General features: G+C 62.0%; 21 protein-coding genes. 10 read left to right on the top strand and 11 right to left on the bottom strand.

Annotated features, from left to right (window positions below; translation table 11 throughout):
• The first annotated feature begins 966 nt into the window (after positions 1-966).
• Positions 967-3,561 carry a bifunctional diguanylate cyclase/phosphodiesterase gene (locus tag HCN50_RS21935; RefSeq protein WP_171711746.1) on the top strand — a complete coding sequence of 865 codons (2,595 nt, stop codon included), beginning with the start codon at positions 967-969 and terminating at the stop codon, positions 3,559-3,561.
• A 110-nt stretch (positions 3,562-3,671) separates the two neighbouring features.
• Positions 3,672-3,962, top strand: a complete 291-nt coding sequence (locus HCN50_RS33745) for a hypothetical protein (protein WP_235977135.1) — start codon at positions 3,672-3,674, stop codon at positions 3,960-3,962.
• A gap of 8 nt (positions 3,963-3,970) precedes the next feature.
• Here HCN50_RS33745 and HCN50_RS21925 read toward each other — a convergent pair whose 3' ends face one another.
• The gene (locus HCN50_RS21925) at positions 3,971-4,261 is read right to left on the bottom strand and encodes a hypothetical protein (RefSeq protein ID WP_171711744.1); all 291 of its coding nucleotides are present in this window, start codon (positions 4,259-4,261) and stop codon (positions 3,971-3,973) included.
• A 96-nt stretch (positions 4,262-4,357) separates the two neighbouring features.
• Positions 4,358-4,852 (bottom strand): YciE/YciF ferroxidase family protein, encoded by a 495-nt coding sequence (locus HCN50_RS21920; RefSeq protein WP_171711743.1) that lies wholly within the window; start codon positions 4,850-4,852, stop codon positions 4,358-4,360.
• 167 nt (positions 4,853-5,019) lie between these two features.
• On the opposite strand from HCN50_RS21920, the gene HCN50_RS21915 reads away from it, so the two are divergent.
• The gene (locus tag HCN50_RS21915) at positions 5,020-5,208 is read left to right on the top strand and encodes a hypothetical protein (protein ID WP_171711742.1); all 189 of its coding nucleotides are present in this window, start codon (positions 5,020-5,022) and stop codon (positions 5,206-5,208) included.
• A 335-nt stretch (positions 5,209-5,543) separates the two neighbouring features.
• Positions 5,544-5,834 (top strand): hypothetical protein, encoded by a 291-nt coding sequence (locus HCN50_RS21910; protein WP_171711741.1) that lies wholly within the window; start codon positions 5,544-5,546, stop codon positions 5,832-5,834.
• Positions 5,835-5,911: 77 nt separating this feature from the next.
• On the opposite strand, the gene HCN50_RS21905 is transcribed toward HCN50_RS21910, so the two are convergent.
• The 3 genes from HCN50_RS21905 to HCN50_RS21895 form a co-directional block, all read right to left on the bottom strand.
• Complete coding sequence (locus HCN50_RS21905) at positions 5,912-6,160, bottom strand: PilZ domain-containing protein (RefSeq protein ID WP_171711740.1); 249 nt, start codon at positions 6,158-6,160, stop codon at positions 5,912-5,914.
• Between the two features lie 116 nt (positions 6,161-6,276).
• A complete protein-coding gene (locus tag HCN50_RS21900; RefSeq protein WP_171711739.1) occupies positions 6,277-7,299 on the bottom strand; it encodes an aldo/keto reductase in 1,023 nt (340 codons plus the stop codon).
• A gap of 148 nt (positions 7,300-7,447) precedes the next feature.
• Complete coding sequence (locus tag HCN50_RS21895) at positions 7,448-7,873, bottom strand: PaaI family thioesterase (RefSeq protein ID WP_171711738.1); 426 nt, start codon at positions 7,871-7,873, stop codon at positions 7,448-7,450.
• A 79-nt stretch (positions 7,874-7,952) separates the two neighbouring features.
• On the opposite strand from HCN50_RS21895, the gene HCN50_RS21890 reads away from it, so the two are divergent.
• The 3 genes from HCN50_RS21890 (at position 7,953) to HCN50_RS21880 (ending at position 11,001) form a co-directional block, all read left to right on the top strand.
• On the top strand, positions 7,953-8,582 hold the full coding sequence (locus HCN50_RS21890) for an NUDIX hydrolase (protein WP_171711737.1): 630 nt from the start codon (positions 7,953-7,955) through the stop codon (positions 8,580-8,582).
• 152 nt (positions 8,583-8,734) lie between these two features.
• Entirely contained in the window at positions 8,735-9,715 is a 981-nt protein-coding gene (locus HCN50_RS21885; RefSeq protein WP_171711736.1) for a Bug family tripartite tricarboxylate transporter substrate binding protein, read from the top strand.
• A 92-nt stretch (positions 9,716-9,807) separates the two neighbouring features.
• Complete coding sequence (locus HCN50_RS21880; protein ID WP_171711735.1) at positions 9,808-11,001, top strand: hypothetical protein; 1,194 nt, start codon at positions 9,808-9,810, stop codon at positions 10,999-11,001.
• Between the two features lie 137 nt (positions 11,002-11,138).
• Here the strand turns inward: HCN50_RS21880 and HCN50_RS21875 are convergent, their stop codons facing one another.
• On the bottom strand, positions 11,139-11,438 hold the full coding sequence (locus HCN50_RS21875; protein ID WP_171711734.1) for a hypothetical protein: 300 nt from the start codon (positions 11,436-11,438) through the stop codon (positions 11,139-11,141).
• Between the two features lie 199 nt (positions 11,439-11,637).
• On the opposite strand from HCN50_RS21875, the gene HCN50_RS21870 reads away from it, so the two are divergent.
• On the top strand, positions 11,638-12,114 hold the full coding sequence (locus tag HCN50_RS21870; RefSeq protein WP_171711733.1) for a hypothetical protein: 477 nt from the start codon (positions 11,638-11,640) through the stop codon (positions 12,112-12,114).
• A gap of 7 nt (positions 12,115-12,121) precedes the next feature.
• On the opposite strand, the gene HCN50_RS21865 is transcribed toward HCN50_RS21870, so the two are convergent.
• From HCN50_RS21865 to HCN50_RS21855, 3 genes are all read right to left on the bottom strand, one after another.
• Positions 12,122-13,339, bottom strand: a complete 1,218-nt coding sequence (locus tag HCN50_RS21865; RefSeq protein WP_171711732.1) for an EAL domain-containing response regulator — start codon at positions 13,337-13,339, stop codon at positions 12,122-12,124.
• Between the two features lie 452 nt (positions 13,340-13,791).
• Positions 13,792-14,751, bottom strand: coding sequence for a TAXI family TRAP transporter solute-binding subunit (locus HCN50_RS21860; RefSeq protein ID WP_171711731.1), 960 nt, complete (start codon positions 14,749-14,751; stop codon positions 13,792-13,794).
• Between the two features lie 25 nt (positions 14,752-14,776).
• A complete protein-coding gene (locus tag HCN50_RS21855; RefSeq protein ID WP_171711730.1) occupies positions 14,777-16,804 on the bottom strand; it encodes a TRAP transporter permease in 2,028 nt (675 codons plus the stop codon).
• Positions 16,805-17,047: 243 nt separating this feature from the next.
• Between HCN50_RS21855 and HCN50_RS21850 the strand changes: the two genes are divergently transcribed.
• Positions 17,048-17,851 (top strand): SDR family NAD(P)-dependent oxidoreductase, encoded by an 804-nt coding sequence (locus tag HCN50_RS21850; RefSeq protein WP_171711729.1) that lies wholly within the window; start codon positions 17,048-17,050, stop codon positions 17,849-17,851.
• Between the two features lie 124 nt (positions 17,852-17,975).
• On the opposite strand, the gene HCN50_RS21845 is transcribed toward HCN50_RS21850, so the two are convergent.
• Together HCN50_RS21845 and HCN50_RS21840 are read right to left on the bottom strand one after the other, a co-directional pair.
• On the bottom strand, positions 17,976-19,514 hold the full coding sequence (locus HCN50_RS21845; protein WP_171711728.1) for a cation:proton antiporter: 1,539 nt from the start codon (positions 19,512-19,514) through the stop codon (positions 17,976-17,978).
• A gap of 126 nt (positions 19,515-19,640) precedes the next feature.
• Positions 19,641-20,411 carry a hypothetical protein gene (locus tag HCN50_RS21840; RefSeq protein ID WP_171711727.1) on the bottom strand — a complete coding sequence of 257 codons (771 nt, stop codon included), beginning with the start codon at positions 20,409-20,411 and terminating at the stop codon, positions 19,641-19,643.
• Between the two features lie 218 nt (positions 20,412-20,629).
• Between HCN50_RS21840 and HCN50_RS21835 the strand changes: the two genes are divergently transcribed.
• The gene (locus HCN50_RS21835; RefSeq protein ID WP_171711726.1) at positions 20,630-21,394 is read left to right on the top strand and encodes a tetratricopeptide repeat protein; all 765 of its coding nucleotides are present in this window, start codon (positions 20,630-20,632) and stop codon (positions 21,392-21,394) included.
• The last annotated feature ends 48 nt before the right edge of the window (positions 21,395-21,442 follow it).

Genomic DNA, 21,442 nt, shown 5'->3' with positions numbered 1-21,442 from the left:
GGCGGGCGACGTGCTGCCGCTGATTTGCCTTGCAGCGCAAGTGCAAATTGCTGCTCGCGAGGTGCGACCAATTGGCACGACGGGCAAATCAGTAAAACCTGTCCAGCCCCTCGGCGCAAAAATATTCCGCTTCACTTGCAACCCAAATCAAATCCATAACTCCGCGCATCTCACCCACCCAAGGGGCGTTGGCCACGTCACGAACGCGCGGTGAGATGCGGTGGACGTGAATGGCGCTCGCTGACGTAAAGCGCCTGAAGCGGACGGCGAAGTCGTGTGGTTCGGACGCCGCGGTGCTGGCGTTAAGTCCCTAAGAAGCGAAGCTTCTCGGGGGCGACGGAGGCAAAAGAGCCGTTCTCCGGGAAGAGCACGAAGTAAGCCGTAACCATCGCGCAGGGAAAGCCGGAATGCCTCCGCTGCCCTGTATGCTCGTGTGCGTTTCCTCTATGCGCAACGGCACACGAGACCTCGGGTGCAGCGTGCACCCGGCTTTCCCTGCGCCCTTGGTTCGTTGGAGGGCGAAAGTTCAAGCAATACTCGGGCGCCTTACGCCGCGAGAATGCGGACGCACACCTCCCGCTGTTTGACAGTTGGATCCGAGCAGCGACTACACGACGAGCTCTGAAAGCGACAGGCGGAGCGATCGCATCGGCGTTAAGGAACCAACCACCGCCATCGCGGCCGATCTCCGTGATTTTACGGAGGCCTTCGACATAAACACTGAGCGTGAATGAAACCGGAACTTAAGCCTGCTGCGGCTAGGTTTCGGGGATTGCAGGACCTCGGCAGTTCCCCGCGGCGGCTATTCGGGCCATTCGGGCGGAGACAGTCGATTTCATATTTGAAGGCGTTGCCATGCTCTGCGAGCGTCACTCCGTGGTTCCGGCTCGCGCACCGTCGCGGGCCGTGACTCGTGCCCGTAGGCTACTCCGCAGAGCCGCGAACGGAGTTCTGCGAAATGCCCCGATGCAGATCGCGCTGTTCTTCTTGCCGCTGGTCTGGGCCGGCTACCTCGCGATCACGTCGCAGGAGAGGACGGAAGCGCTGCAACAGGCGCGGGCCCACGGAGACAGTGTCGCCGAACTGTTCGAGGAAAACACCGAGCGGATATTCGAACGGGTGGATCAGTCGCTGCGGGTTGCGCGCGCGCTTTACGCAAAGGATCCGGCCGCCTTCGACCTGAAATATTGGGCCGACAAGGCGCAGATGGCGAGCGGCGACGTGGTGCAGTTCGCGCTGATCGGACTGAACGGCTATATGATCGAAACGACGGCCGGCTATTCCGGTCCGCCGCTCTACCTCGGAGACCGCGAGCACTTCATCAAGACGATGGAGATGGCCGAAGACCGGCTCTATGTTGCAAAGCCGGTGCTGGGGCGGGCGTCGAACAAATGGACCATCCAGCTCGCAAGAAAGCTGTTTGACAACGCGAAGAATCCGGCGGGCATCGTCGTCGGCTCGATCAGCGTGGACGTAATCGGGAGGTTCTACGACACCGCAAAGCTCGGTGTCGGAGGAACGCTTGTTCTGAGGAATGCCGACTACATCGTGCTCGCCGCGCGGGGAATAGACCAGGGCACGGTGCTGGGACAGTGGGCACCCGGCCACGTTCAGAGCGAGTTACGGGACGGCTTCTACAGCCAATATTGGAATTGGAGCGAAAACGAAGGCCGCCCGAACCGCAGCAACAGACTGGTCACAGCGCGCCGATCGCACGCGCTTCCGCTGATCTTTACCGCCGGTATTTCGGAGCAGGAGATCTATTCGCGCGCCCAATCCAGGCAGAAAATCTATCTCAGTGGCGCGCTTCTGCTCACGTGCATCATCCTGCTTGCGACCGCGCTCTACTGGCGGCGACAGCGGGCGCTCGACGGCGCACAGCGGCAATTGCGCGACTCCGTCAGCAAATTCGAGGACGCGCTGCGAAATCTTCCGCAAGGTTTGAGCATGTTCGATGGAAACGATCGCCTGATTGCATTCAATCGGCAATGGCTCGACTCCTATGTGCTTTCGCCTGATGACATTCGCATCGGCATGGACTTCCGGGAGGTGTTTTCGAAGCAGGAAGCCGTGCGCGATCTCGATGCCTATCTGGCTGACCTGAAGGGCCGTCTCGCCAAATCGGAACACACCTCGAATACGGTGCAATTCCCGGATGGGCGCGCCATCTATATTTCCTATGGACGGCGCGAGAGCGGCGGTTGGGTTGCGACGCATGAAGACATCACCGCGCGCAAGGCTTCCGAGGACCGGATCGAGAGGTTGGCCCACTATGACAGCCTAACGGGCCTTGCGAATCGTAACCTGTTCCGGGCGTGCCTTGACGAAGCGCTGGACAAGTATTTCGCGCTCAATACGCCGTTTGCCGTGCTCCTGCTGGATCTCGACAAGTTCAAGTCGGTCAACGACGCGCTCGGCCATCAATGCGGCGATGCGCTGCTCAAGCAGGTCGCTCGCCGGATCAAGGCGAAGGTCCGGGACGTCGGGACGACGCCGGCCCGGATCGGAGGTGACGAGTTTGCGCTGGTCGTGGCGCCGGGGCAGGCCTCGCTGCAGGACAGTGCCACAACGCTCGCCGCGCGGTTGGTCGAAGCCATTGCCGAACCCTATGAAATAGATGGCCACCCGGTCGTGATCGGCTGCAGCATCGGCGTCGCCATGGTGCCGGAGCACGGCACGCGCATCGATGAGCTGCTTCGCAACGCCGACCTTGCGCTCTACAAGTCGAAGAATGCCGGCCGCAATTGCTTCAACGTCTACTCGCCGGAGCTCAAGGCCGAAGCCGACCAGCGCAACATCCTTGAAATCGAGCTGCGCGAGGCGATCTGGCGCGAAGAGATTGAGGTCTTCTATCAGCCGGTGTTCGAGCTCGGCACGGGGCACGTGAAATCGGTTGAGGCGCTGGCGCGCTGGCGCCACAGGACCAGAGGCTTGATCCCTCCGGCTGAATTCATTCCGGTTGCGGAAGAGAGTGGGCTGATCGTTGAGCTCGGCAATCTGGTGCTCGCCAAGGCGTGTCGCCACGCCGTGATGATGCCTGATGATATCAAGGTTGCGGTCAACCTCTCCGCCCTGCAATTTACCGGCGGCAATCTTGTCGATTCCGTGATGCTGGCGCTGATGGACAGCGGCCTTGCCGAAACTCGGCTGGAGCTCGAGATCACCGAAAGTGTTTTTCTGGCCGACAGCCAGGACAATCTCAAGACGCTCGAACGCCTGAAGCGGCTTGGCGTTTCCATCGCACTCGACGATTTCGGCGTCGGCTATTCGTCGCTGTCTTATCTGACCGCCTTTCCATTCAACAAGGTCAAGATCGATAAGTCGTTCATCGACAGGATCGGCCGCTCCGAGACCGTCGCCGTCCTCGGATCGATCGTCCAGCTTGCAAAGACATTGAATCTCTCGATCGTCGCCGAAGGCGTCGAGACATTCGAGCAGGTCGAAAAGATCCGCTCGCTCGGAATTGCCTTGGGTCAGGGTAATTTCTTCAGCGAACCCGTGCCGCTGGGCGAACTATTGCTGCAAGGTTTTGCCGATAGCGAACGGCAAGCCGTCGCCTAGCCGGCGGATTGCTTGCCCATCCAGACAGGAACTCAGCTCCGCATGTCGCGTTGCGTTACGAACGGAACACGCCCAATCCGATTGGTTCGCCGTAAGCTGGAGTAAGTGCCATGCCGCGATCCTCAGGAAGAGCCAAGATCGGCGCAGGTCAAATCATCTTGCTCAGTGTACTTGCCGCTCTGCTTGTCGTCACAGGTGTCTGCGCTGCGTACGTCTGGAATGCCAGCAGCGACGTTCCGATGAGCGTGCATGGCTGGATCGCGCTCGGGCTTGGCACTTTCTTCTCGCTGCTGATCGGATGCGGCCTGATGGCTCTGATGTTCTTCAGCAGCCGAAGCGGTCATGACGAGGCGGCCACTCCGCATTTCAGGGAGCCTCGCGAGGGCGAAGATCGCGGGTGAGTTTGTCTTTAAAACCCGAACACGCTGAAGATCGCACCGAAGATCGCCGCGATGACGGCCACGACGCCGAACAGGACGGCGGCCACTGCATCGAGCAGCATTTCGATCATGTCCGATGCGGAGCTCGCGGCAACGATCACGACGCAGCAACCGGCGCCGATCAACAGTGACGTGACCATACTGAACATCATGATCCACAGCGTCATAAAGATCAGCCCGCCGAGCATGACCGCGACCGCAATGCGACGGGCAGGGCTGCCCTGCAATGCAGGCCGTGCAACTGGCTCTGGCGAATTCATGACCGGCATCCCTCTATCCGATGATCCCGATTGTCGTTGTCGGGCCGGAAAAGGTTCAAGCCGGTCAGGTCAGCCGCTGCGTTCTGTTCCGCCGCCTCACGCCGCCAGCGCGTCCGGGTTCACCTCGCCCTTGGCGATCTCGGTGAGCAGCGCATCCGCCGCCTTCTCCTCCTCCAGGCTGGCGTGCAGCATCGCCTGGTCGTTGCGCAGGTCCAGCTGGCCCGCGAGCGCTGCGGCCGAGCCGTAGGCGGCGATTTCATAATGCTCGAGCTTCTGGGCCGACGCGATCAGGCCCGCGTCGCGAAGATCGTCGCCCTCCAGTATGCCGAGCATCTTCCGGGTTTCACGGATGAGTGCCTCCATGGCCTGGTCGACATGCGCCGCCGGGTCCACGCCATGCTGGTTAAGAATGGCTACAAGGCGATCCTTCTGCGCGATCGTCTCCGCATGGTGATCCACTAGCGCGTTCTTCAGCGCCGGGTGAGATGCGGCTGCCGCCATGCGCAACAACGCTTCCGCAAGCTGGTCCTCGACGCTGACCAATTCCTGCAGCTCGGCAAGGTACATGTCCTTGAAATGGCTGATTTCCATGACGAAATCCTTCCTGTAAGGATGCGTGTGCGATTGCCGGCAGTGGCCCTGTCGTTTTCCCGGATGAATACCGGTACGGGCCGCGCGCTGTTTGCGTCCAGGCCTGCAATGTCCTTCCAACGGAGCGGCGACGCATCTGGTTCCGGTCCAAGACCGAAGAGGCTGCGATGACCGAATGGTACTTTGTCTGGGTCGAAGGCCTGCGTGGGCCGATGCCGCAGAAATGGTCGTCAGACGGGCTTTGGGGGCAGATCAGCCGCCAGGATGTCATCGTTCGTTTTGCGCTGAGCGACGAAGAGGCGCATCTGTCGCTGGACGAATTAGCGAGGCGGCATCCCATTCCCGACGGCAGATAGCGGCTGCGGTTCCGCGATGCCAACAGCGCCTGCAATGTTGTTCCCGTCGCTGCCCGCAAATTTTTTCAAACAGCGACTTTCTGCGGAACATTGCGAATTTAATTTTGTTGCCGGGTTGAACGGGCCCAAAGAGGCACCATTGTCCCGAATTCAATTCGCGGTGCTCGCGGAATTGAAGGCGAACCTGCGAGCCAGCTCACGATGCTGGTCGGGGGACGAGCAATCAGGATCAGACACTCTGCTTGATGCCTTTCGTATCCTTCGCAGGAAGCAGCCGCGTGCGGTCAGCCGTCGCGCAGTCCTCAACCAACCAAAAGCGAAGCAAGGAGTCGTGCATGAAATTGAACTCGGCACAGGTGGAACGCGCTCTGATGCAATTCGAAGCCCAAGCGCTTCCCGACGACCATCCGGTGGTCCCGCAACTGGCCAGCATGTTTGGGGATCATACATTCTTTCTCGACAGCGGCGGGCTGAACGTCCTGGAGCCGGCTGAGGCCTCCAAGCCGGAATCGTCCGTCGGCATGATCGTCAACCTTGCTTATTGGAGCGATGAGACGCTGACGAAATTGTCGCCGCACGAGCCCGAACCTACAGGCGTGATCGTCAGTCTCGAATCCAGGCACTGAGTCGTCGAGTCCGGAACTCGCGCTGTCAGCGACTTGTCGTGCGCGGCCGCGTGCTGCGCACGGCGTGGCGGCGCCGGTCAGGTTTCGAAGTGGACCCCGATCCGCGTCTCTTTTCGCCAGACGACGCGGCACGGCACATGGATATGGTCGGCCTCGATCACCAGCGTGAAGCGCTCGGGAATGCCGACGGGCGAAATCACCTCGAGCGCGGCGCCGGTTTCGGAAAGATTGCGGACCGTGCAATCGATGGCGGCGCCGCCGCCAAACGAAATCTTGCCCGACTTCAACAGCCGACGCCGCGGTGCTATTCTGTGCTCGTCCGCCACATGGACCTCCACCTGAACAGGGAAGTTTCCACGGGCGAGGTTACTATCCGGTTACCGAGCGCTGCAGCCTTGATGCAACGCCAAGTAGTTGGTCCGCGCACGGCCGCCCGATCCGGTCATTGGGCGCGGCCATCCGTTCGTGCCCGCCGCCCCTCGATCGGATAAGCCGGGTCGTTGAACCCCGGCGTCGAGGGATGCCCGCTCACCACCAGGCGATCAATCAGCGCCTCGTCTTCGGCCGTGAAGCGGTAGTCGAGCGCCTTGATATAATCGTCCCATTGCTCCTCGGTGCGGGGGCCGGCGATCACCCCGCTCACGAAGGACGAATTCAGCACCCATGAAACCGCGAACTGCCCGGCGGTGATGCCGCGGGCCTCGGCGTGCCGCCTGATCTCCTGGGCGAGCTGCAGCGATTCCGGCCGCCACTCGGTCTGCATCATGCGCTTGTCGGCACGGCCGGCGCGCGTCTCCTTGTCCGGCGCGGCATCCGGCCTGTACTTGCCGGTCAGCACGCCGCGGGCCAACGGGCTATAGGGCACGATGCCGAGGCCGTAATAGCCGCAAGCCGGGAAGTGCTCGACCTCGGGCATGCGGTTCATGGCATTGTAATAGGGCTGGCTGACGATTGGGCGGTCGATGCCATTGACGTCGCAGATGTTGCAGATCTCGGCGACGCGCCAGGCGCGGTAGTTCGAGACGCCGAAATAGCGGATCTTGCCCTGGCGCATCAAATCGCCCATCGCGCGCACCGTCTCCTCCAGCGGCGTCGCGTGGTCCTCCTTGTGCAGATAGTAGATGTCGATGAAGTCGGTGCCGAGCCGCTGCAGGCTTTCGTCCGCCGCCTGCATCACCCAGCGCCGCGACAGCCCGCCGCGATTGGGATCGTCGCCGATCTGGTTGGCGAGCTTGGTCGCGAGAATCCAGCTCGCGCGATTGTTCGAAATGGCGCGGCCGACCACCCGCTCGGACTGGCCGTCATTATAGGCGTCCGCGGTATCGATGAAGTTGATGCCGGCCTCGCGCGCCTTCGCAATGATACGCGACGACGTCGCCTCGTCGGTCGGACCGCCGAACATCATGGTGCCCAGACAGATCGGCGAAATCTTCAGGCCGCTGCGGCCGAGTTGGCGGTATTGCATGGGGTGGGTCCTCATAGTGCGTACCGAACAGCATAGCGGCTGGGTCTCGTCATTGCGAGCGAAGCGAAGCAATCCATCTCTCGGCAAAGAAAATATGGATTGCTTCGTCGCTTCGCTCCTCGCAATGACGGGGTAAGGGCGACGACTATCAACCCTCGCTCTTCAGTATTTTGAACACACCGCTCGCCATCGCGATACAGCGCTTGTCGACGGTCACTTCCGTCGTGATGAAAATCAGGCTGCGGGTCGAGCGCACCACGTGCGGCCTCGACACCAAAACCTCTCCAATCTTGCCGGCCTCGACGAAGTGGGTATCGAGCTGCACGGTCGCCAGCGTCGGCTTGCCGGAGACGAAGCGGGCGGTCATGCCGCAGGTGCGGTCGGCAAACGTCATGATCACGCCGCCTTGCACCAGGCCGCGCCGGTTGTGGTGCTTGTCCTCGGTCAGAAGCGCGTATTCATGGTTGCCGTCGACGACGCGTTGCCACAAGGGGCCGATCAGGTGCAGGAAGCCGGTGGTTTCGACGATCTTCCAGCCGTCGGATTTGAGCTTGTCCGCGGCCTTGGCCGTCATGTCGTGCCTTCCGATCTCTGCGGTCTGTCATGCTGTCCGGATCATTTCATCTGATGCGCCGGTGTTGTAGTCAAGCAGGATGGCCTGGTCATTTGACGATACCACACGGGGGAATATTGCAGACCTCTGCGCGGCGTTCACGCGCTCACCATCGGCTGAGACGACATCCGGGCTGAAGCGCGCCGCGGTCGCCATTGCCCTCACCGAGGCCGAGGCAGGCGGCGGCACGTCGTTTCTTCTGACCCGCCGCGCGGCGAACTTGCGCTCGCATGCTGCTCAATGGGCGCTGCCGGGCGGGCGCTGCGACCCGGGCGAGACGCAGACACGGGCGGCGCTGCGCGAGCTTCACGAAGAACTTGGCGTGAACTTGAGTGAGGGTGATGTGTTGGGCCTGCTCGACGATTATCCGACGCGCTCAGGCTATCTGATCACGCCGGTGGTGGTCTGGGTTAGCGCCAGTGCCGATATTGTTCTTAATCTAGCGGAGGTCGCCTCGGTGCACCGCGTCGCGCTCGAGGACATCGAACGAAACGACGTCTTCAGCTTCACCACCATCCCGGAAAGCACACGGCGGGTGATCCGCTTTCGCCATGCCGGCCAGCACATCCACGCGCCGACCGCGGCATTGATCTATCAATTTGCCGAGGTGCTGGCTGGGCGGGAAACACGGGTGGCGGAATTGGAGCAGCCGGTGTTTGCGTGGAGGTGAGACCGTCGTCGTGAGCGACACATTCATCTCACCATGTGAGATATGACGGTTCACGATGACGAGCGCCTGGTCCGGCAGTCAACTTGCGAATAGTACTTGTTTCAGCGACGATGGCGTCCAACAAAAAGAACATTCCTGGGAGCGCGCTTGTCATGTTCACGTGGATCAAGAGCCTGTGTGTTGCCGCTGCACTGCTCGGTGCGAGCGTAGCCATCGATCCAGCGCGCGCCCAGACCTATCCCGCCCGCGCGATTACCTTGGTCATTCCATTCGCGCCCGGCGGCAGCACCTCGATCGTCGGCCGCGCCATTGCCGACAAGATGAGCGAGTTGCTCGGCGAAAAAGTCGTGGTCGATAACCGTCCCGGGGCCGGCGGCACCGTCGGCACCAGGGCCGTCGCGAAAAGCGATCCGGATGGCTACACGCTGCTCCTGGGCTACACCGGCACGCTGGCGATCGGTCCCTCGCTGTACAAGAATCCCGGCTACGATCCGCGCAAGGATTTTGCACCGATCGGCATGATCGGCAACGCGCCGAATTCGCTGGTGGTGCATCCGTCGTTTCCGCCCAAGACCGTCGCCGAATTGATTGCCTATGCCAAAGCCAATCCCGACAAGGTCAATTTCGGCTCGGCCGGCGCCGGGACCGCCAGCCATATCACCGGCGAATATTTCGCCCGTGCGGCCGGCATCAAGCTGGTGCACATCCCCTATAAAGGCACCGGCCCGGCGCTGACCGATCTCCTCGGCGGCCACATTCCAATGGCATTCGCGCCGATCCCGGCCTCACACACCAATGTCGCTGCCGGCAAATTGCGCGCGCTCGCGGTCACCAGCATTACCCGTTCCGGCCTGTTGCCCGAGGTGCCGACGATGATCGAAGCGGGCCTGTCCGGCTTCGACGCGTCGCTCTATTACGGCCTTGCCGCTCCTGCCGGCACGCCGCGACCGATCGTCGCCAAGCTCAACAAGGCGTTGCGCGACGCGCTCGCCGCCGACGAAGTGAAGAAGCAACTCGGCAATGATGGCACCGAGATCACGCCCGGCACACCGGAAGATTATGCCGACTTCATCGACAAGGATGAAAAGAAATGGTCGCAGCTCGTGAAAGCCAGCGGCGTGGAGCAGGAGTGACTTTCTTCCACAAGGGAAGAAGGAAGAGAAGAGCGCCTGTTGTCGCGCCTTTCGGGGGCTGACATCTCGGGCGCGCTTGCTACAACGGTGCCATGCGCCTGCCATTGATTCGCATTGGTTCCGGATTAGCTGCGCTCGCGCTGCTCGCGAGTGCGCCGCCTGCCGTGGCCACGGAGCTGCTCCCTCCCTCAACCGCCGACGCCATGGCGCAGGCGGCCTCGCCGCAGGCGATGGCCGAATATCGCCGCAAGCTGAAGGAATATCAGGAAGCGCGCGCCGCGTTCGAAGAGGAGGCCGGCGCCTATTGGGCTGCGATCTCGGAAAAGCGTAAGGGCCGCAACGCCAAGCGTCGCGAGCGCCAGGCTATTACGCTCGACGACTACGTGCTGACGCAGCCGCCGGTCTACACCGGTCCGAAGCGCCCGGTCAGTCCGGAGCCGGAGGAAGAAGCGCCGCCGCGCGAGCGCAAGCCGCTGCCGGTGGTCGCCGATTTCCTCAAGGCCGCCGCCGACCATTTTCAGTTCGTGCCGCAGCGTCCCGCCACCGAAATCGAGTTCAAGCGTGCCTATGCTCGCTACGCGCTCGCGGCCGGACTGACGCGTGAGCAGGCGGTGCGGGTCTATTCGTTCGAGACCGGCGGCAGCGGCAATTACGACATGCAGTCGGGGCTCAATCCCGCGAAGCCAGGCTCGCGCGCGATCTCGACCGCGATCGGCTACAATCAGTTGCTCACCACCAACAGTGTCGAACTGCTCGCCGAGCAGGGCCACGAATTCATCAAGGAACTGACGGCGAGGGCCGCGACGCTCTCGGGCGCGCCGCGCAAGACGATGGATCACAAGCTTGCCGTGCTGAAACGGATGGTGGCGTTCACGCGCACCGTGCCGGACACCTGGTCCGAGCATGAGAAACTCGCCAATACGCCGCAAGGCTGGGCTGTGCACGCCATGGTGCTCGACATCGACGTCGGGCCGATGCTGCAGACGCACAAGCTGTTGACGTCGGTGATCTTCGCGCGCGCCAAAGGCTACAATCGGCCGCTGACCGCCGCCGAACTCGAAATGATGAACCTGACCGGCGACGGCACCGGGCTCGACATGGTGACCATGCCGCAAGCGATGCGTGAGCGGGTGCCGACCTCGAATTTCTTCCAGCGTGGCGGTTACGAGCGCAACCCCGTCGCGATCCGTCACAACACGGTGGCGAAACTATTGGCCGTAACCGACGAGCGCATGGATTTCAACTCCGGCAAGCCCGGCGCGAAAGAGCTGGCGGGAGTGTTTTAGTCGTTCCGCGCCTTCAAACTGTCATGCCCCGCGAAGGCGGGGCATCCAGTATTCGGCGCAATCAGAGCAAAGTCGCGGACCGTGCGGCGTACTGGATCATCGCGGATGATGACATCCTGTTCGCAGCAGATCGCCCCTCACTCCGACCCGAACATGAACTTGCCGTCGGGTTCCAGATAGGGGCCTGAGCGCATATAGAGCTGCCCGTTCTGGCCGATGAAGAACAATGTGCCCTTCGGCACCTTCTTGGCGCCCTTGAGCAGAAGGCCTGCATTGTTGGTGCCCAGCTTGTACGCGAGCGTCTTGCCGTCCTTGCTGTAGGCATAGCCCATGTCGGACTTCAGCTCCCAGGGCGTGGGCGCCTGCGCGAATGCCGATGTCGCCAGTCCGGTCAGTAGGGCTGCCATCAAAACTGATTTTGTAGAAACAACCGTCATCGTCATCCTCCCCGCGGGCATAAGCGGCTTCTGTCCCACGCTTTGAACAAATCACGAACGGTGTTGCTCCGTCAATTGACACCTTCGACGCATCACACGGCCCTTGAGACTTTGTGATTTCCCGCCTCCGACTTCGCGACTATGTTCGCGTTTCCGGCTACAAGCATGCATTGCGAAAAACCCCATAGGGATGGTCAGGATGAACTACGTCATGAAGATCGGTTGTGGTGTAGCGCTGTCGTTCATGACGCTGGCTTCCGCGGCGGCCGAGAATTTCAAGCTCTCCAACAATCAGCGGATTGCCTGCAGCCGCGGATTGAGTGCGGGCAAGCTCAATACCTCGACCTGCAAATCCTATGCGTACGTGTTCAATACCAAGACCTCTGAATATTTCCGTTGCCAAGTCTCGCTAGCGCTGACGCGAGACAACAAGGAGGTCATCAACGTGCAGGCCGACGGCGGCTGCGCCAAGAGGCCGCGCATCTTCGATACCGATTCGAGTTATTCGTTCGATGCCACCGAAACTGAAGGGCCGAACACCAATTCGTTCTTCGGTCCCGGAGGCTATGCGGTATGGGCCAGCGACAACGATACGCTGAAGGTGCGTGGTTGCATCATCATCTCGTCCGGTCTCGGCTCCGACATCTCGAAATGCATCGACATGAAATTCGAGTGAGCCTCGTTCACGGCAGCTTGCCGGAGCCGGCCGCAAGCTGGGAACGGGAGCGAGCAAATTTTCGCACTGCCACCGGCTTGCCGAACAGGTAGCCCTGGACCAGATCGAAGCCCATGTCATGCACGGCGAGATAATCGGCGCGGCTCTCGATGCCCTGGGCGGTGGCGCGGGCGCCGTTGTCGCGGGCGAGTTCGATGATGCGCCGGCATACCGTCTGCTTCAGCCGGTTGTCGGCGCAGCCGCTGACATATTGCTGGTCGACCTTCAGTTCGGCGAACGGAAAACTGCGAAGCTCCAGAAGCGAAGGCCATTCCGCGCCGACATTGTCGATGGCGATCGCGATATTGTGCAGGCGCAGCCGTCGGGCCGCGTCGATCGCAAGCTCCGGATTGTTGATCACCTCGCTGCTGTCGACTTCGATCAGGAGTCCGCCAAAGGCCGGGTGAGCCGGCATCGCGCGGCATAGGTCGTGCACCGCAGCGCCATTGCCGAAGAACGCTACCGGCAGGTTGATCGAGAGATCGACCGGACCCTGGCTCTCCAGGAGATAGCGCCAATCCTCGATGGCGCGGCCAACTACGAATTCAGACAGGCCGCGAAAATGCGGATCCTTGTCGTCCGGAATGAAGTAGGCCGGCGGGACCACGCCCCAGGCAGGATGCCGCATCCTGACCAGCGCCTCGGCGCCGCTGGGCATCAGCGTGCGCACGTTGATCTTCTGCTGATACCACAATTCGAGCCAGCCGGCCTTCAACGCCTCGGCGACATCGACGGCGGGGCTCGGCGCCGGCTCGGCCGGCAGCAGCTCCGCGACGCTGGCACGCAGGCTCGCGGCGCCGAACGGCGTCGGCAGCGAGGCCAGCATGGCAATACCGTATTCTTCGCCAATTTGCCTGACGGCTTTAACCATGATCGAGTCGGGCTGACCGATCACGAGAACCTTGCCGGTGAAATTCCTGCGAACGATGGCTTCGAGAATTTCGCCGACATTGAGCCCGTCGACACAGACACTGAGCACGATCAGATCCGGCTGCTCCGCCTGCAACACGCCAGCCAGATCGCCGGCCTGCCCGCATTCGCTGGTGATGAAGCCGAGATCCTCCAGAGCGTCGGAAAGGAACGATCGGAGGTGCTTTTTGCTATCGACGACGCAGGCCCTTGGCGTCAGCTTCCGATGCCCGAAATGCGCTGCGCGCGAATACTCGCCAAAGTTGATCTGCTCCATGACGCCCTCCCGACAGATACCCCGGCGTCAGTCGTACATCCGTGTTGAGGTCGCAATAATGGAATTTTTCGGGAGGTCACATGATTACTTCAGTAGGGTTAAAGCCGCTGACAAGAATAAAATTTTAGGGAAACTGCCGGCCTCAGCGGCCTATTGGCGAGGTCGGACATGCCTATCCGGCGATTTCCCAGGTGTCAGTTAGCCGATGCCATATCTGGGCAATATTTGATCAGCGCGGCTTGTTAATCCCTGTGTCGCTTGTCGGCGCCGCGCCGGTCATGGAAGCGCACTCTGGGCTGAGGTGCCTCCGCAGAACGTCGCAGGAGCAGCAATGGTGCGACGCACGCAACTTATTCAGGCAAAAAATGACCGCGGCCCTCGACAGGCCGCGGTCGCTGCAACCAGCATTCCGGATGTCGCGTCAGCTCGACCAGGACGGCGAATATTGAAGCCTAGCCGCCGACGCCCTTCTCCTTGAAGTATTTCAGCGCGCCGGGATGGAATGGGATCGGCGAGCGGTCCTGCACCTGGTTGTCGAGCGAGAAGCTCTCGGCCTCCTTGTGCACGGCGACGATGTCGGCCTTCTTCTCCACCAGCGTCTTGACGATGGTGTAGGCGTCCTCGTTGCTCATCTTGTCGCCGGTGACGATCAGATTCCACACTTCGGTGATCGAGTTATCCTTGTCGTAACCGGGATAGGAGCCCGCCTTGATCTTGCTCGCCGAATAGAGCTTGCCGTATTTGGCATTCATCTTCTCGGCCAGGTCGCCATGGTCGATCAGCTTCATCTTCAGGCCGGGTGTCGCCGCGAGATCGGTAATTGCGGCGGTCGGAATTCCGCCGACCCAGAAGAACGCGTCGATCTTGCGGTCCTTCACCGCGTTGACGGATTCGGCAACGCCGAGCCGCTCGCGCTTCATATCCTTGTCCTTGTCGAGGCCGGCCGCCTCGATGACGCGGAATGCCATCACTTCAGTGGCGCTGCCGGGCGAACCGGTCGAAACGCGCTTGCCCTTGAGGTCCGCCATGGTCTGGATGCCGGTGCCTTCCACCGTCACCACATGCATGCGGTTTGGATAGACCACGAGCAGCGCCTGCAACGGCACCTTGCCGCTCTTGAACTTGTCCTCTCCCTTCAGCGCATCGAGCGCGGCGTCGGCCATGGTGAAGGCGAGCTCGCTTTTTCCCGCGCCGATCAGCTTGAGATTGTCGACCGAGCCGCCGGTGACTTCGGCGGTGGCCTGCACATTGGGCAGGTTCTTCGAGAGCACATTGGCGACGGCGCCGCCGAGCGGATAGTAAACGCCGCCGGTGCCGCCGGTGCCGATCGACATGGTCTTCTGTTGGGCATGGGCTGCGCCGGCAAAGGCGAGCCCCAGAGCCATCGCCAGTATCGCTGCGGTCTTTTTCATTTTTGTCTCCTCAATCGCTTCTTCTCTATGTTGTGAGCGCGGGTCGCTCTGGCGACCGCGTTCTGGCCTGCCACAGCAATACGCCGAAACCGATGATCAGGCCCGGCACATAGGTGTAGCTGATATCGCGTCCAGTAATCCATTCGACGATTGCCTCAATCAGGCTTGGGAACACCAGCAGCAATCCGGATAGCAGAAGTAGTCCGCGCTCGACCGGTGTATTTTGTCGCAGCGCCCAGTTCTGGGCAAACGCGGCCAGTGCCAGCAGGCCAAGGCTTGTCTTGACCGTGATCTCGATGATGTCGAGCCACGATCCGCCCTTGGGGATCGTCATCAGCAGGCCGCCGCCCTGCGGGTCGAGCACGAAGACGAACGGCACCAGGAACGCGGGCAGCGTGTATTTCCAGGACTGCAACGTAGTCTTGTAGGGATCGCCGCCGGTAATGGCCGCCGCCGCGAACGGCGACAGCGCCGTCGGGGGCGATACCTCCGATAGCACCGCATAATAGAAGATGAACATGTGCGCGGCGTAGTCGGGCACGCCGAGCTTGGTCAGCGCGGGTGCTGCGATGACGGCGCATATGATGTAGGAGGCGGTCACGGGCACTGCGAGGCCGATGATCCAGACGATCAGCGAGGTGTAGATCGCAGTCAACAGCAGGCTGCCGCCGGCATAGCTGATCACGATCGACGAAAATTTGAGGCCGAGACCGGTCAGCGTTACGATGCCGACGACGATGCCGGCGCAGGCGCAGGTGGTCGCCGCATTGAGCGCGCCGATCGAGCCATCGGCCAGCGCCTTCACCAGTTTGCTCGGCATCAGCGCGGTCTCCCGCCGCAGGAAGCTCAGCGCGAACGTCACGACGATGGCGTAGAATACCGACAGCGACGGCGAGTAGCCGATCACCATGAACACGACGACGGCGAGCAGCGAGATGAAATGGAAGCCGTAGCGCGCGGTCATCTGACCGAGCGACATCTCGGGCGTGAAGGTCACGTTCTTGGCGTGGAATTTCTTGGCGTCCAGCTCGACCATGAACAAGAGCGACATGTAGTAAAGACAGGTCGGGATGGTCGCCATCCAGATCACGTCGAGATAGCTGATCTTGAGAAACTCGGCGATCAGGAACGCGGCGGCGCCGAGCACCGGCGGCGACAGGATCGCGCCGAGCCCGCCGGCTGCAAGCAATCCGCCCGCGGCGTTTCGCTCGAAGCCCGCCTTGGCCATCATCGGATAGGCCACGGTGCCGATCATCACGGTAGTCGCGACGCCCGACCCGGAGGGGCCGCCGAGCAGGAACGACGACAGCACCACGGTGCGGCCGGCGCTGTTCGGCTTGCCGCCCATCAAGGCCAGTGAGAAATCGATGAAGAACTTGCCGGCGCCGGAATGCTGCAGGAACGCGCCGTAGATCGTGAACAGGATGATCAGCGTCGCCGAGACGTCGACCGCGACGCCGAAAATGCCTTCGAGCGTGATGAAGAGGTGGCCGACCAGACGAGCCAGGTCGTAGCCGCGATGAGTCCAGGGCGCCGGCAGATATGGACCAAGCATCGCATAGGCGATGAACAGGAGCGACACCACGGGCATGATCGCGCCGGTGGTGCGCCGCGTCGCTTCCAGCAGCAGCACGATAAAGACGATGCCGACGATCACGTCCCAGCGGTCGGGTACGGTGGCGCGATCGGTAAAGTCCTCGCCGCCCCACAGCGCATAGACGATGGTCGCGACTGCGACTATCCCGGGGACGATGTCCCACCAGCGCACGCGGTTGCGAAAGCGCGTCGCCAGCGGAAACAGCAAGAAGCTCAGGACCAGTGTGAAGGCGACGTGGGTGTAGCGAAGCTCCTGAGTTGGCACGATCGCATAGGCCGCATAGAGGTGGAACAGGCTCATGGCCACGGCGATCGTGGTCGAGATTCTGCCCGCCCAGCCCATCAGGCGGTTAGCCGCGCCTTCTTCCGCCTCGATGTAGGCTTCCGCCTTGTGCAAGGCCTCGTCCGAAACGGCGACGACCTCGTCATTGGGCGGTGTTGTCTTGTCTATGGCCATACTTCCCCCGGGGACCGGTTAACTTTCCGGCCCGACTGCGGCGGGCCTCCTTCGCGGGCCGCATTCAGTCCGGTTTGGGCGGCGGTGGCAAGGGGCTTTTCGGCCTATGTTCAAGTCGCTGCTTTAGCTTTTCGGACAGGTTGACCCGGGGCCGCCGTCCGTCCAATTTCCCGGCCCAAAATTCGGATGCGCCCCGTTTGTGCGCGCTGCAATGCAACGACAACCCAAAGGGAGAAGAAGTCGATGGAACGGCTCAAGGGCAAGGTGGCGATGGTGGTGGGCGCGGGATCGATCGGTCCCGGCTGGGGCAACGGCAAGGCGACCGCCGTCACCTTCGCGCGCGAAGGCGCGCAGGTGTTCTGCGTCGACCGTAACGCCGCCGCGGCGCAAGAGACCGTCGACATCATCATGGGCGAGGGCGGTAAGGCAACCGCGTTCACCGCTGACGTCTCGCGCGAAGCCGAGGTGGCAGCGATGGTGGCGGCGTGCCTGAAGGCCTATGGCCGCATCGACGTGCTCGACAACAATGTCGGCATTGCCGAAATGGGCAGCGTCGTCGAGGTCAACGAAGCGGAGTGGGACCGCGTCTTCGCCGTCAACCTCAAGAGCGCCTATTTTGCCATGAAGCACGTCATTCCCCTGATGCAGAAGCAGGGCGGCGGCTCGATCATCAACATCTCGTCGGTCGCATCGATTCGCCATCTCGGCATTTCCTACGTCACCTATGGCGCCTCGAAGGCGGCGATGAACCAGATGACGCGCACGACCGCCGTGCAATTCGCAAAAGATCATGTTCGCGTGAACTGCATCCTGCCGGGGTTGATGAAAACGCCGATGGTCGAGCACTCGGCCGGTCTGGCGGCCAGCTATTCGGCCGGCGACGTCGAGGCGATGTGGCGGGCGCGCGATGCGCAGGTGCCGATGGGTCACATGGGCGACGCCTGGGACGTCGCCAATGCCGCGCTGTTTCTCGCGTCCGACGAATCCCGCTATGTCACCGGGATCGAGTTGGTGGTCGATGGCGGGGTCACCGTGAAATCGACCTAGCCGCTACAGCCACTCGCTGGTCGTCCCGGCGAACGCCGGGACCCATGCTCCATGTCTTGTCATTTGAAGAAAGTCGGCAGACGCTGCCTGTAACAACAAGCGCCGCGGGGTAAGGGGCCGGGCGTTAGCCCCGCGCGCTCAATTCTGCCCAGTCCAGTTCTTCCTCGAGCTGGTGAAATGCATCGTCGCCGATTTCCTCAGATTCCCGCAAGGTGAGGATCGATTGCCGCGCGGCGCGAATGGCGCGCCGGCGCAACGGGTCGGCCGGCAGTTCGCTGCTGGAAACACCGCCATCGTCACCGGCGCCGAGCAACAGCGCGCGATATTCAAGCCGGAGAAGCTCCGCTGCCTCGGATGGGTCGCCGTCGATTTCATTTAGCGCCGCCCGATAGGCAGCGGCACGAGCGCGCGCCACTTCTGACGTCACCGGGTTCTCGTCCCGCAGCCGCAGCGCCGTGATCAGCGGCCGCAGTGTCAGGCCCTGAATCACGAGCGATCCGAGCACCACCGTGAACGCCGTCAGCAGCATCAGGTCGCGATAGGGAAAGTTTTCGGGCAGCGCGAAAGCCGCCGCCAATGTAACGATGCCGCGCATGCCGCACCAGGAGACGACAATGCCGCCCTGAAAGGTGGGGGCGGTCATCGGCCGCTCCGGGTGCAGCAAGCGGCGCGCGATCACAAGCCGCAGCACCGCACCATACGACATCACCCAGGCGATGCGCGTCAGGATGACGATGCCGAGCACGGCGGCGGCTACCAGACAATACTTCCATCGCACGGGATCATCGAGCCGTTCCCATATGGGGCGCAACTGCAGGCCGATCAGCACAAATGCCAGCACGTTGAGGACAAAGACCATGGTTTCCCACACCGCATAGGTGGGCACACGCAGCCGCGCCGGCATTTGCGCCGGCGAGGTGCGTGCGAGCGTGATCGCATAGACGACGATGGTCAGGATGCCGGACAGGCCGATATGCTCGGCGACGATCCATACCGTGAAGGTGCCGGCAAATTGCACGATGATCGCGCTCGGCGCCTCCGTGATCCGCCGCGTCAGCGGCGTCCAAAGCCGGGCGCACAGATAACCGGCCAGCAGACTTCCGATCAGTGCGAAGGCGATCGAGGGGGCATGCTCGCTCCATTTAAGATGCTGGACCGCCACCGCGCCGACCGCGACGCGATAGATCAACAGCGCGCTGGCGTCATTGAGCAGGCTTTCGCCTTCGAGAATCTTGAGCAGCCGGTAAGGCAGCTTGACCTGGCGCAAGATTGCGGTCGCGGCCGCGGCATCCGGCGGCGCGACGATGGCGCCAAGGGCGACCGCTGCTGCCCAGGGCATGTCGGGCAGCAGCCAGTGCACCAGCATCGCGACCGACGCGGTGGTGAGGCCGACCGCGACGAAGACGAGGGTAGAGACCGGCAGCCAATTGTTTCGGAGGTCGCGAACCGAGGTGTCGAAAGCCGCATCCAGCAACACCGGCGCCACGAACAGCGCCAGCGCCAGATCTGGCTCAAGCGTCCAGGACGGCCCCGAAGGCACGAATGCCAGCAACATGCCGCCGAGTGCAAGGAATGTCGGGTAGGGCACCTGGAGCCGCCGCGCCAGCGCGGACAACAGTACCGCGCCAAGCAGCAGCCCAATAATCCATTCGAATGCAAGCAAATCGGAGATTCCTGCCGGTCGAGATCGATGTAAGCATCAATCTAGCATCAAAACCGGCAAGTCTTGCTGACTTGCAAGCCTTTCTGACCACGAAGATCAAATCCTCGCCGGACGGCCGCGTCCGGGCTACTGCGCCATCGCAAGGATGCCGCCGGCGAAGGAATGCCAGAGTGGCGAGAGACTGATCGGCCAGTTCAGAAACTTGATGGCGATCAGGGCAATGCCGCCATAGACATAGACGGGATGCGGCCGGCCGCGCATGCGCCAGTCGAAAACCATGGCGACCACGAGCAGAAGATAGGCGACGATGGCGGGCGGAATGGTCACCGGGACAGGCGGCGGGCCGAGCGGCCCGGGAGGCGCCAGGAAGGTGAGAAACCAGCGCGCGACCGCGGCGTCCAGCAGCGAGATGGCGGCCAGCAGCATCAGCCGCTTGTGCGTTTCCGGCCGGCGAACGGCGGCAATGGCGAGCGTAAACACCACGGCGAAGAACAGAATTCCGCTTAGTGGAACGATCGCGAATGCGATTCCGTCATCGGCCAATCCCGCCGCCGCCGAGCGCTTCATCGCATTGACCGTGACCAGGAAGCCGAAGATCGTCATCGCGGTTGCCAGCGAGACACCAATCATGCCGATGCTACGGTGCCGGGCGACCTTGCCGGACGCGGCGAGCCAGCTCTGGAATACGAAATAAAGCGACCAGGCGAAGAACAGCAGGCCGTGAAAGTGCACGACGGGCGATGCCGAGAACGATCGCTGCGCCATTGGCAGCCAGTAGGTCGGCGCGAAGCCGAGAAAGGCAACGGCCGTGCAGGCCAGCGCCATGTAGAAGTAAAAATAGCCGGTTTGGGATTGCGCGATGGCGCGCGTCGGATTGAAGTCGGTCAATGTGGTCATGGTTATTGAGTCCGCGAGAACTGCAAAAGGTTCACCGCAGATTTTCTCACGGATCGTATTCTTCCATGTGTGAAGAGAATTACGTTTCCCGCAGGTCACGTTTCGGCCAAAATGTGGTGCCGCGACGTGATAATCGGAAATTCGAAGCCGGCCGTTGTCGAAAAAGTGCACCCCTTGCTAGGATCGGGCGGCAATCAAAGCGTATCCTGGATCAATCGATGCGATTCCATCCCGACATCCGCAGCCTAGTTGTGGCTTCCCTGCTGTCGATGACGTCAGCCAATGGAGCGTTGGCGACCGGCGCGGAGCCCGTCAAGGATGTGCGGATCGATCCTGCGACCTGTCTTGCTGCCAGCCTTGCGCATGATCAGGACCGAACGATCCATGTCTGCAGTGCGCTGATCGACAACGCAAAGACCGAAAAGGGCGATCGCATCAAGGCGCTGATCGCGCGCGCCAGCGCCTACGAACGCAAGGACATGATCGATCGCGCGATTGCCGACTATGACGGCGTGTTGCGCCTCGATCCGGCGCATGCGGATGCGTATAATGCGCGCGGCGAACTCTGGCGCAAGAAGGGTGATCTGCCCAAGGCGGTGGCGGATTTTGCCGCGGCGATCAAGCTGAACCCGGATCACGTCGTCGCAAGGGCCAACCACCGGGCGCTGGCGCAGGAGGCGGAGCGGCAGGGCGTCCTGAAAGCGATCGCCGGCAAGCCGAGTTTTGACTGTGCCACCGCGCGCCGCAAGGTTGAGAAGGCGATCTGCGCCAATCCCGAACTGGCCGATCTCGACCGCGAGGTTCAGGGATCGTACCAGAGGGCGACCGCCGAGAAGTTGGCCCCGCAGCAGGCGCGCAAGCTGCGGCGCGAGCAGGACGAGTATCTCTCCCGCCGCAACAGGGAATACGGCCGGCCCGGCTACGATCTTAAGAAGGCCATGCGCGACCGCCTGCAACAGATCAACGGGATCGACGGATATTAGGCCGTGTGGATCTCGAGGCACGCTTGCCCCTGGACCTTCGAACCTCGG

The sequence above is a fragment of the Bradyrhizobium archetypum genome (genome assembly GCF_013114835.1).
GTDB classification, from domain to species: domain Bacteria; phylum Pseudomonadota; class Alphaproteobacteria; order Rhizobiales; family Xanthobacteraceae; genus Bradyrhizobium; species Bradyrhizobium archetypum.
The sequence above is the reverse complement of the archived record's forward strand: the minus strand, read 5'-3'. Positions and strand labels throughout refer to the sequence as shown.

What these genes read in the sequence shown, in the direction of transcription:
- HCN50_RS21860 (WP_171711731.1), bottom strand. Translation starts at nt 14,751, where the DNA reads ATGAAAAAGACCGCAGCGATACTGGCGATGGCTCTGGGGCTCGCCTTT.
- HCN50_RS21850 (WP_171711729.1), top strand. Translation starts at nt 17,048, where the DNA reads ATGGAACGGCTCAAGGGCAAGGTGGCGATGGTGGTGGGCGCGGGATCG.
- HCN50_RS21835 (WP_171711726.1), top strand. Translation starts at nt 20,630, where the DNA reads ATGCGATTCCATCCCGACATCCGCAGCCTAGTTGTGGCTTCCCTGCTG.
- HCN50_RS21880 (WP_171711735.1), top strand. Translation starts at nt 9,808, where the DNA reads ATGCGCCTGCCATTGATTCGCATTGGTTCCGGATTAGCTGCGCTCGCG.
- HCN50_RS21915 (WP_171711742.1), top strand. Translation starts at nt 5,020, where the DNA reads ATGACCGAATGGTACTTTGTCTGGGTCGAAGGCCTGCGTGGGCCGATG.
- HCN50_RS21870 (WP_171711733.1), top strand. Translation starts at nt 11,638, where the DNA reads ATGAACTACGTCATGAAGATCGGTTGTGGTGTAGCGCTGTCGTTCATG.
- HCN50_RS21900 (WP_171711739.1), bottom strand. Translation starts at nt 7,299, where the DNA reads ATGCAATACCGCCAACTCGGCCGCAGCGGCCTGAAGATTTCGCCGATC.
- HCN50_RS21865 (WP_171711732.1), bottom strand. Translation starts at nt 13,339, where the DNA reads ATGGAGCAGATCAACTTTGGCGAGTATTCGCGCGCAGCGCATTTCGGG.
- HCN50_RS21910 (WP_171711741.1), top strand. Translation starts at nt 5,544, where the DNA reads ATGAAATTGAACTCGGCACAGGTGGAACGCGCTCTGATGCAATTCGAA.
- HCN50_RS21840 (WP_171711727.1), bottom strand. Translation starts at nt 20,411, where the DNA reads ATGACCACATTGACCGACTTCAATCCGACGCGCGCCATCGCGCAATCC.
- HCN50_RS21920 (WP_171711743.1), bottom strand. Translation starts at nt 4,852, where the DNA reads ATGGAAATCAGCCATTTCAAGGACATGTACCTTGCCGAGCTGCAGGAA.
- HCN50_RS21855 (WP_171711730.1), bottom strand. Translation starts at nt 16,804, where the DNA reads ATGGCCATAGACAAGACAACACCGCCCAATGACGAGGTCGTCGCCGTT.
- HCN50_RS21890 (WP_171711737.1), top strand. Translation starts at nt 7,953, where the DNA reads ATGGCCTGGTCATTTGACGATACCACACGGGGGAATATTGCAGACCTC.
- HCN50_RS33745 (WP_235977135.1), top strand. Translation starts at nt 3,672, where the DNA reads ATGCCGCGATCCTCAGGAAGAGCCAAGATCGGCGCAGGTCAAATCATC.
- HCN50_RS21895 (WP_171711738.1), bottom strand. Translation starts at nt 7,873, where the DNA reads ATGACGGCCAAGGCCGCGGACAAGCTCAAATCCGACGGCTGGAAGATC.
- HCN50_RS21875 (WP_171711734.1), bottom strand. Translation starts at nt 11,438, where the DNA reads ATGACGGTTGTTTCTACAAAATCAGTTTTGATGGCAGCCCTACTGACC.
- HCN50_RS21925 (WP_171711744.1), bottom strand. Translation starts at nt 4,261, where the DNA reads ATGAATTCGCCAGAGCCAGTTGCACGGCCTGCATTGCAGGGCAGCCCT.
- HCN50_RS21885 (WP_171711736.1), top strand. Translation starts at nt 8,735, where the DNA reads ATGTTCACGTGGATCAAGAGCCTGTGTGTTGCCGCTGCACTGCTCGGT.
- HCN50_RS21935 (WP_171711746.1), top strand. Translation starts at nt 967, where the DNA reads ATGCAGATCGCGCTGTTCTTCTTGCCGCTGGTCTGGGCCGGCTACCTC.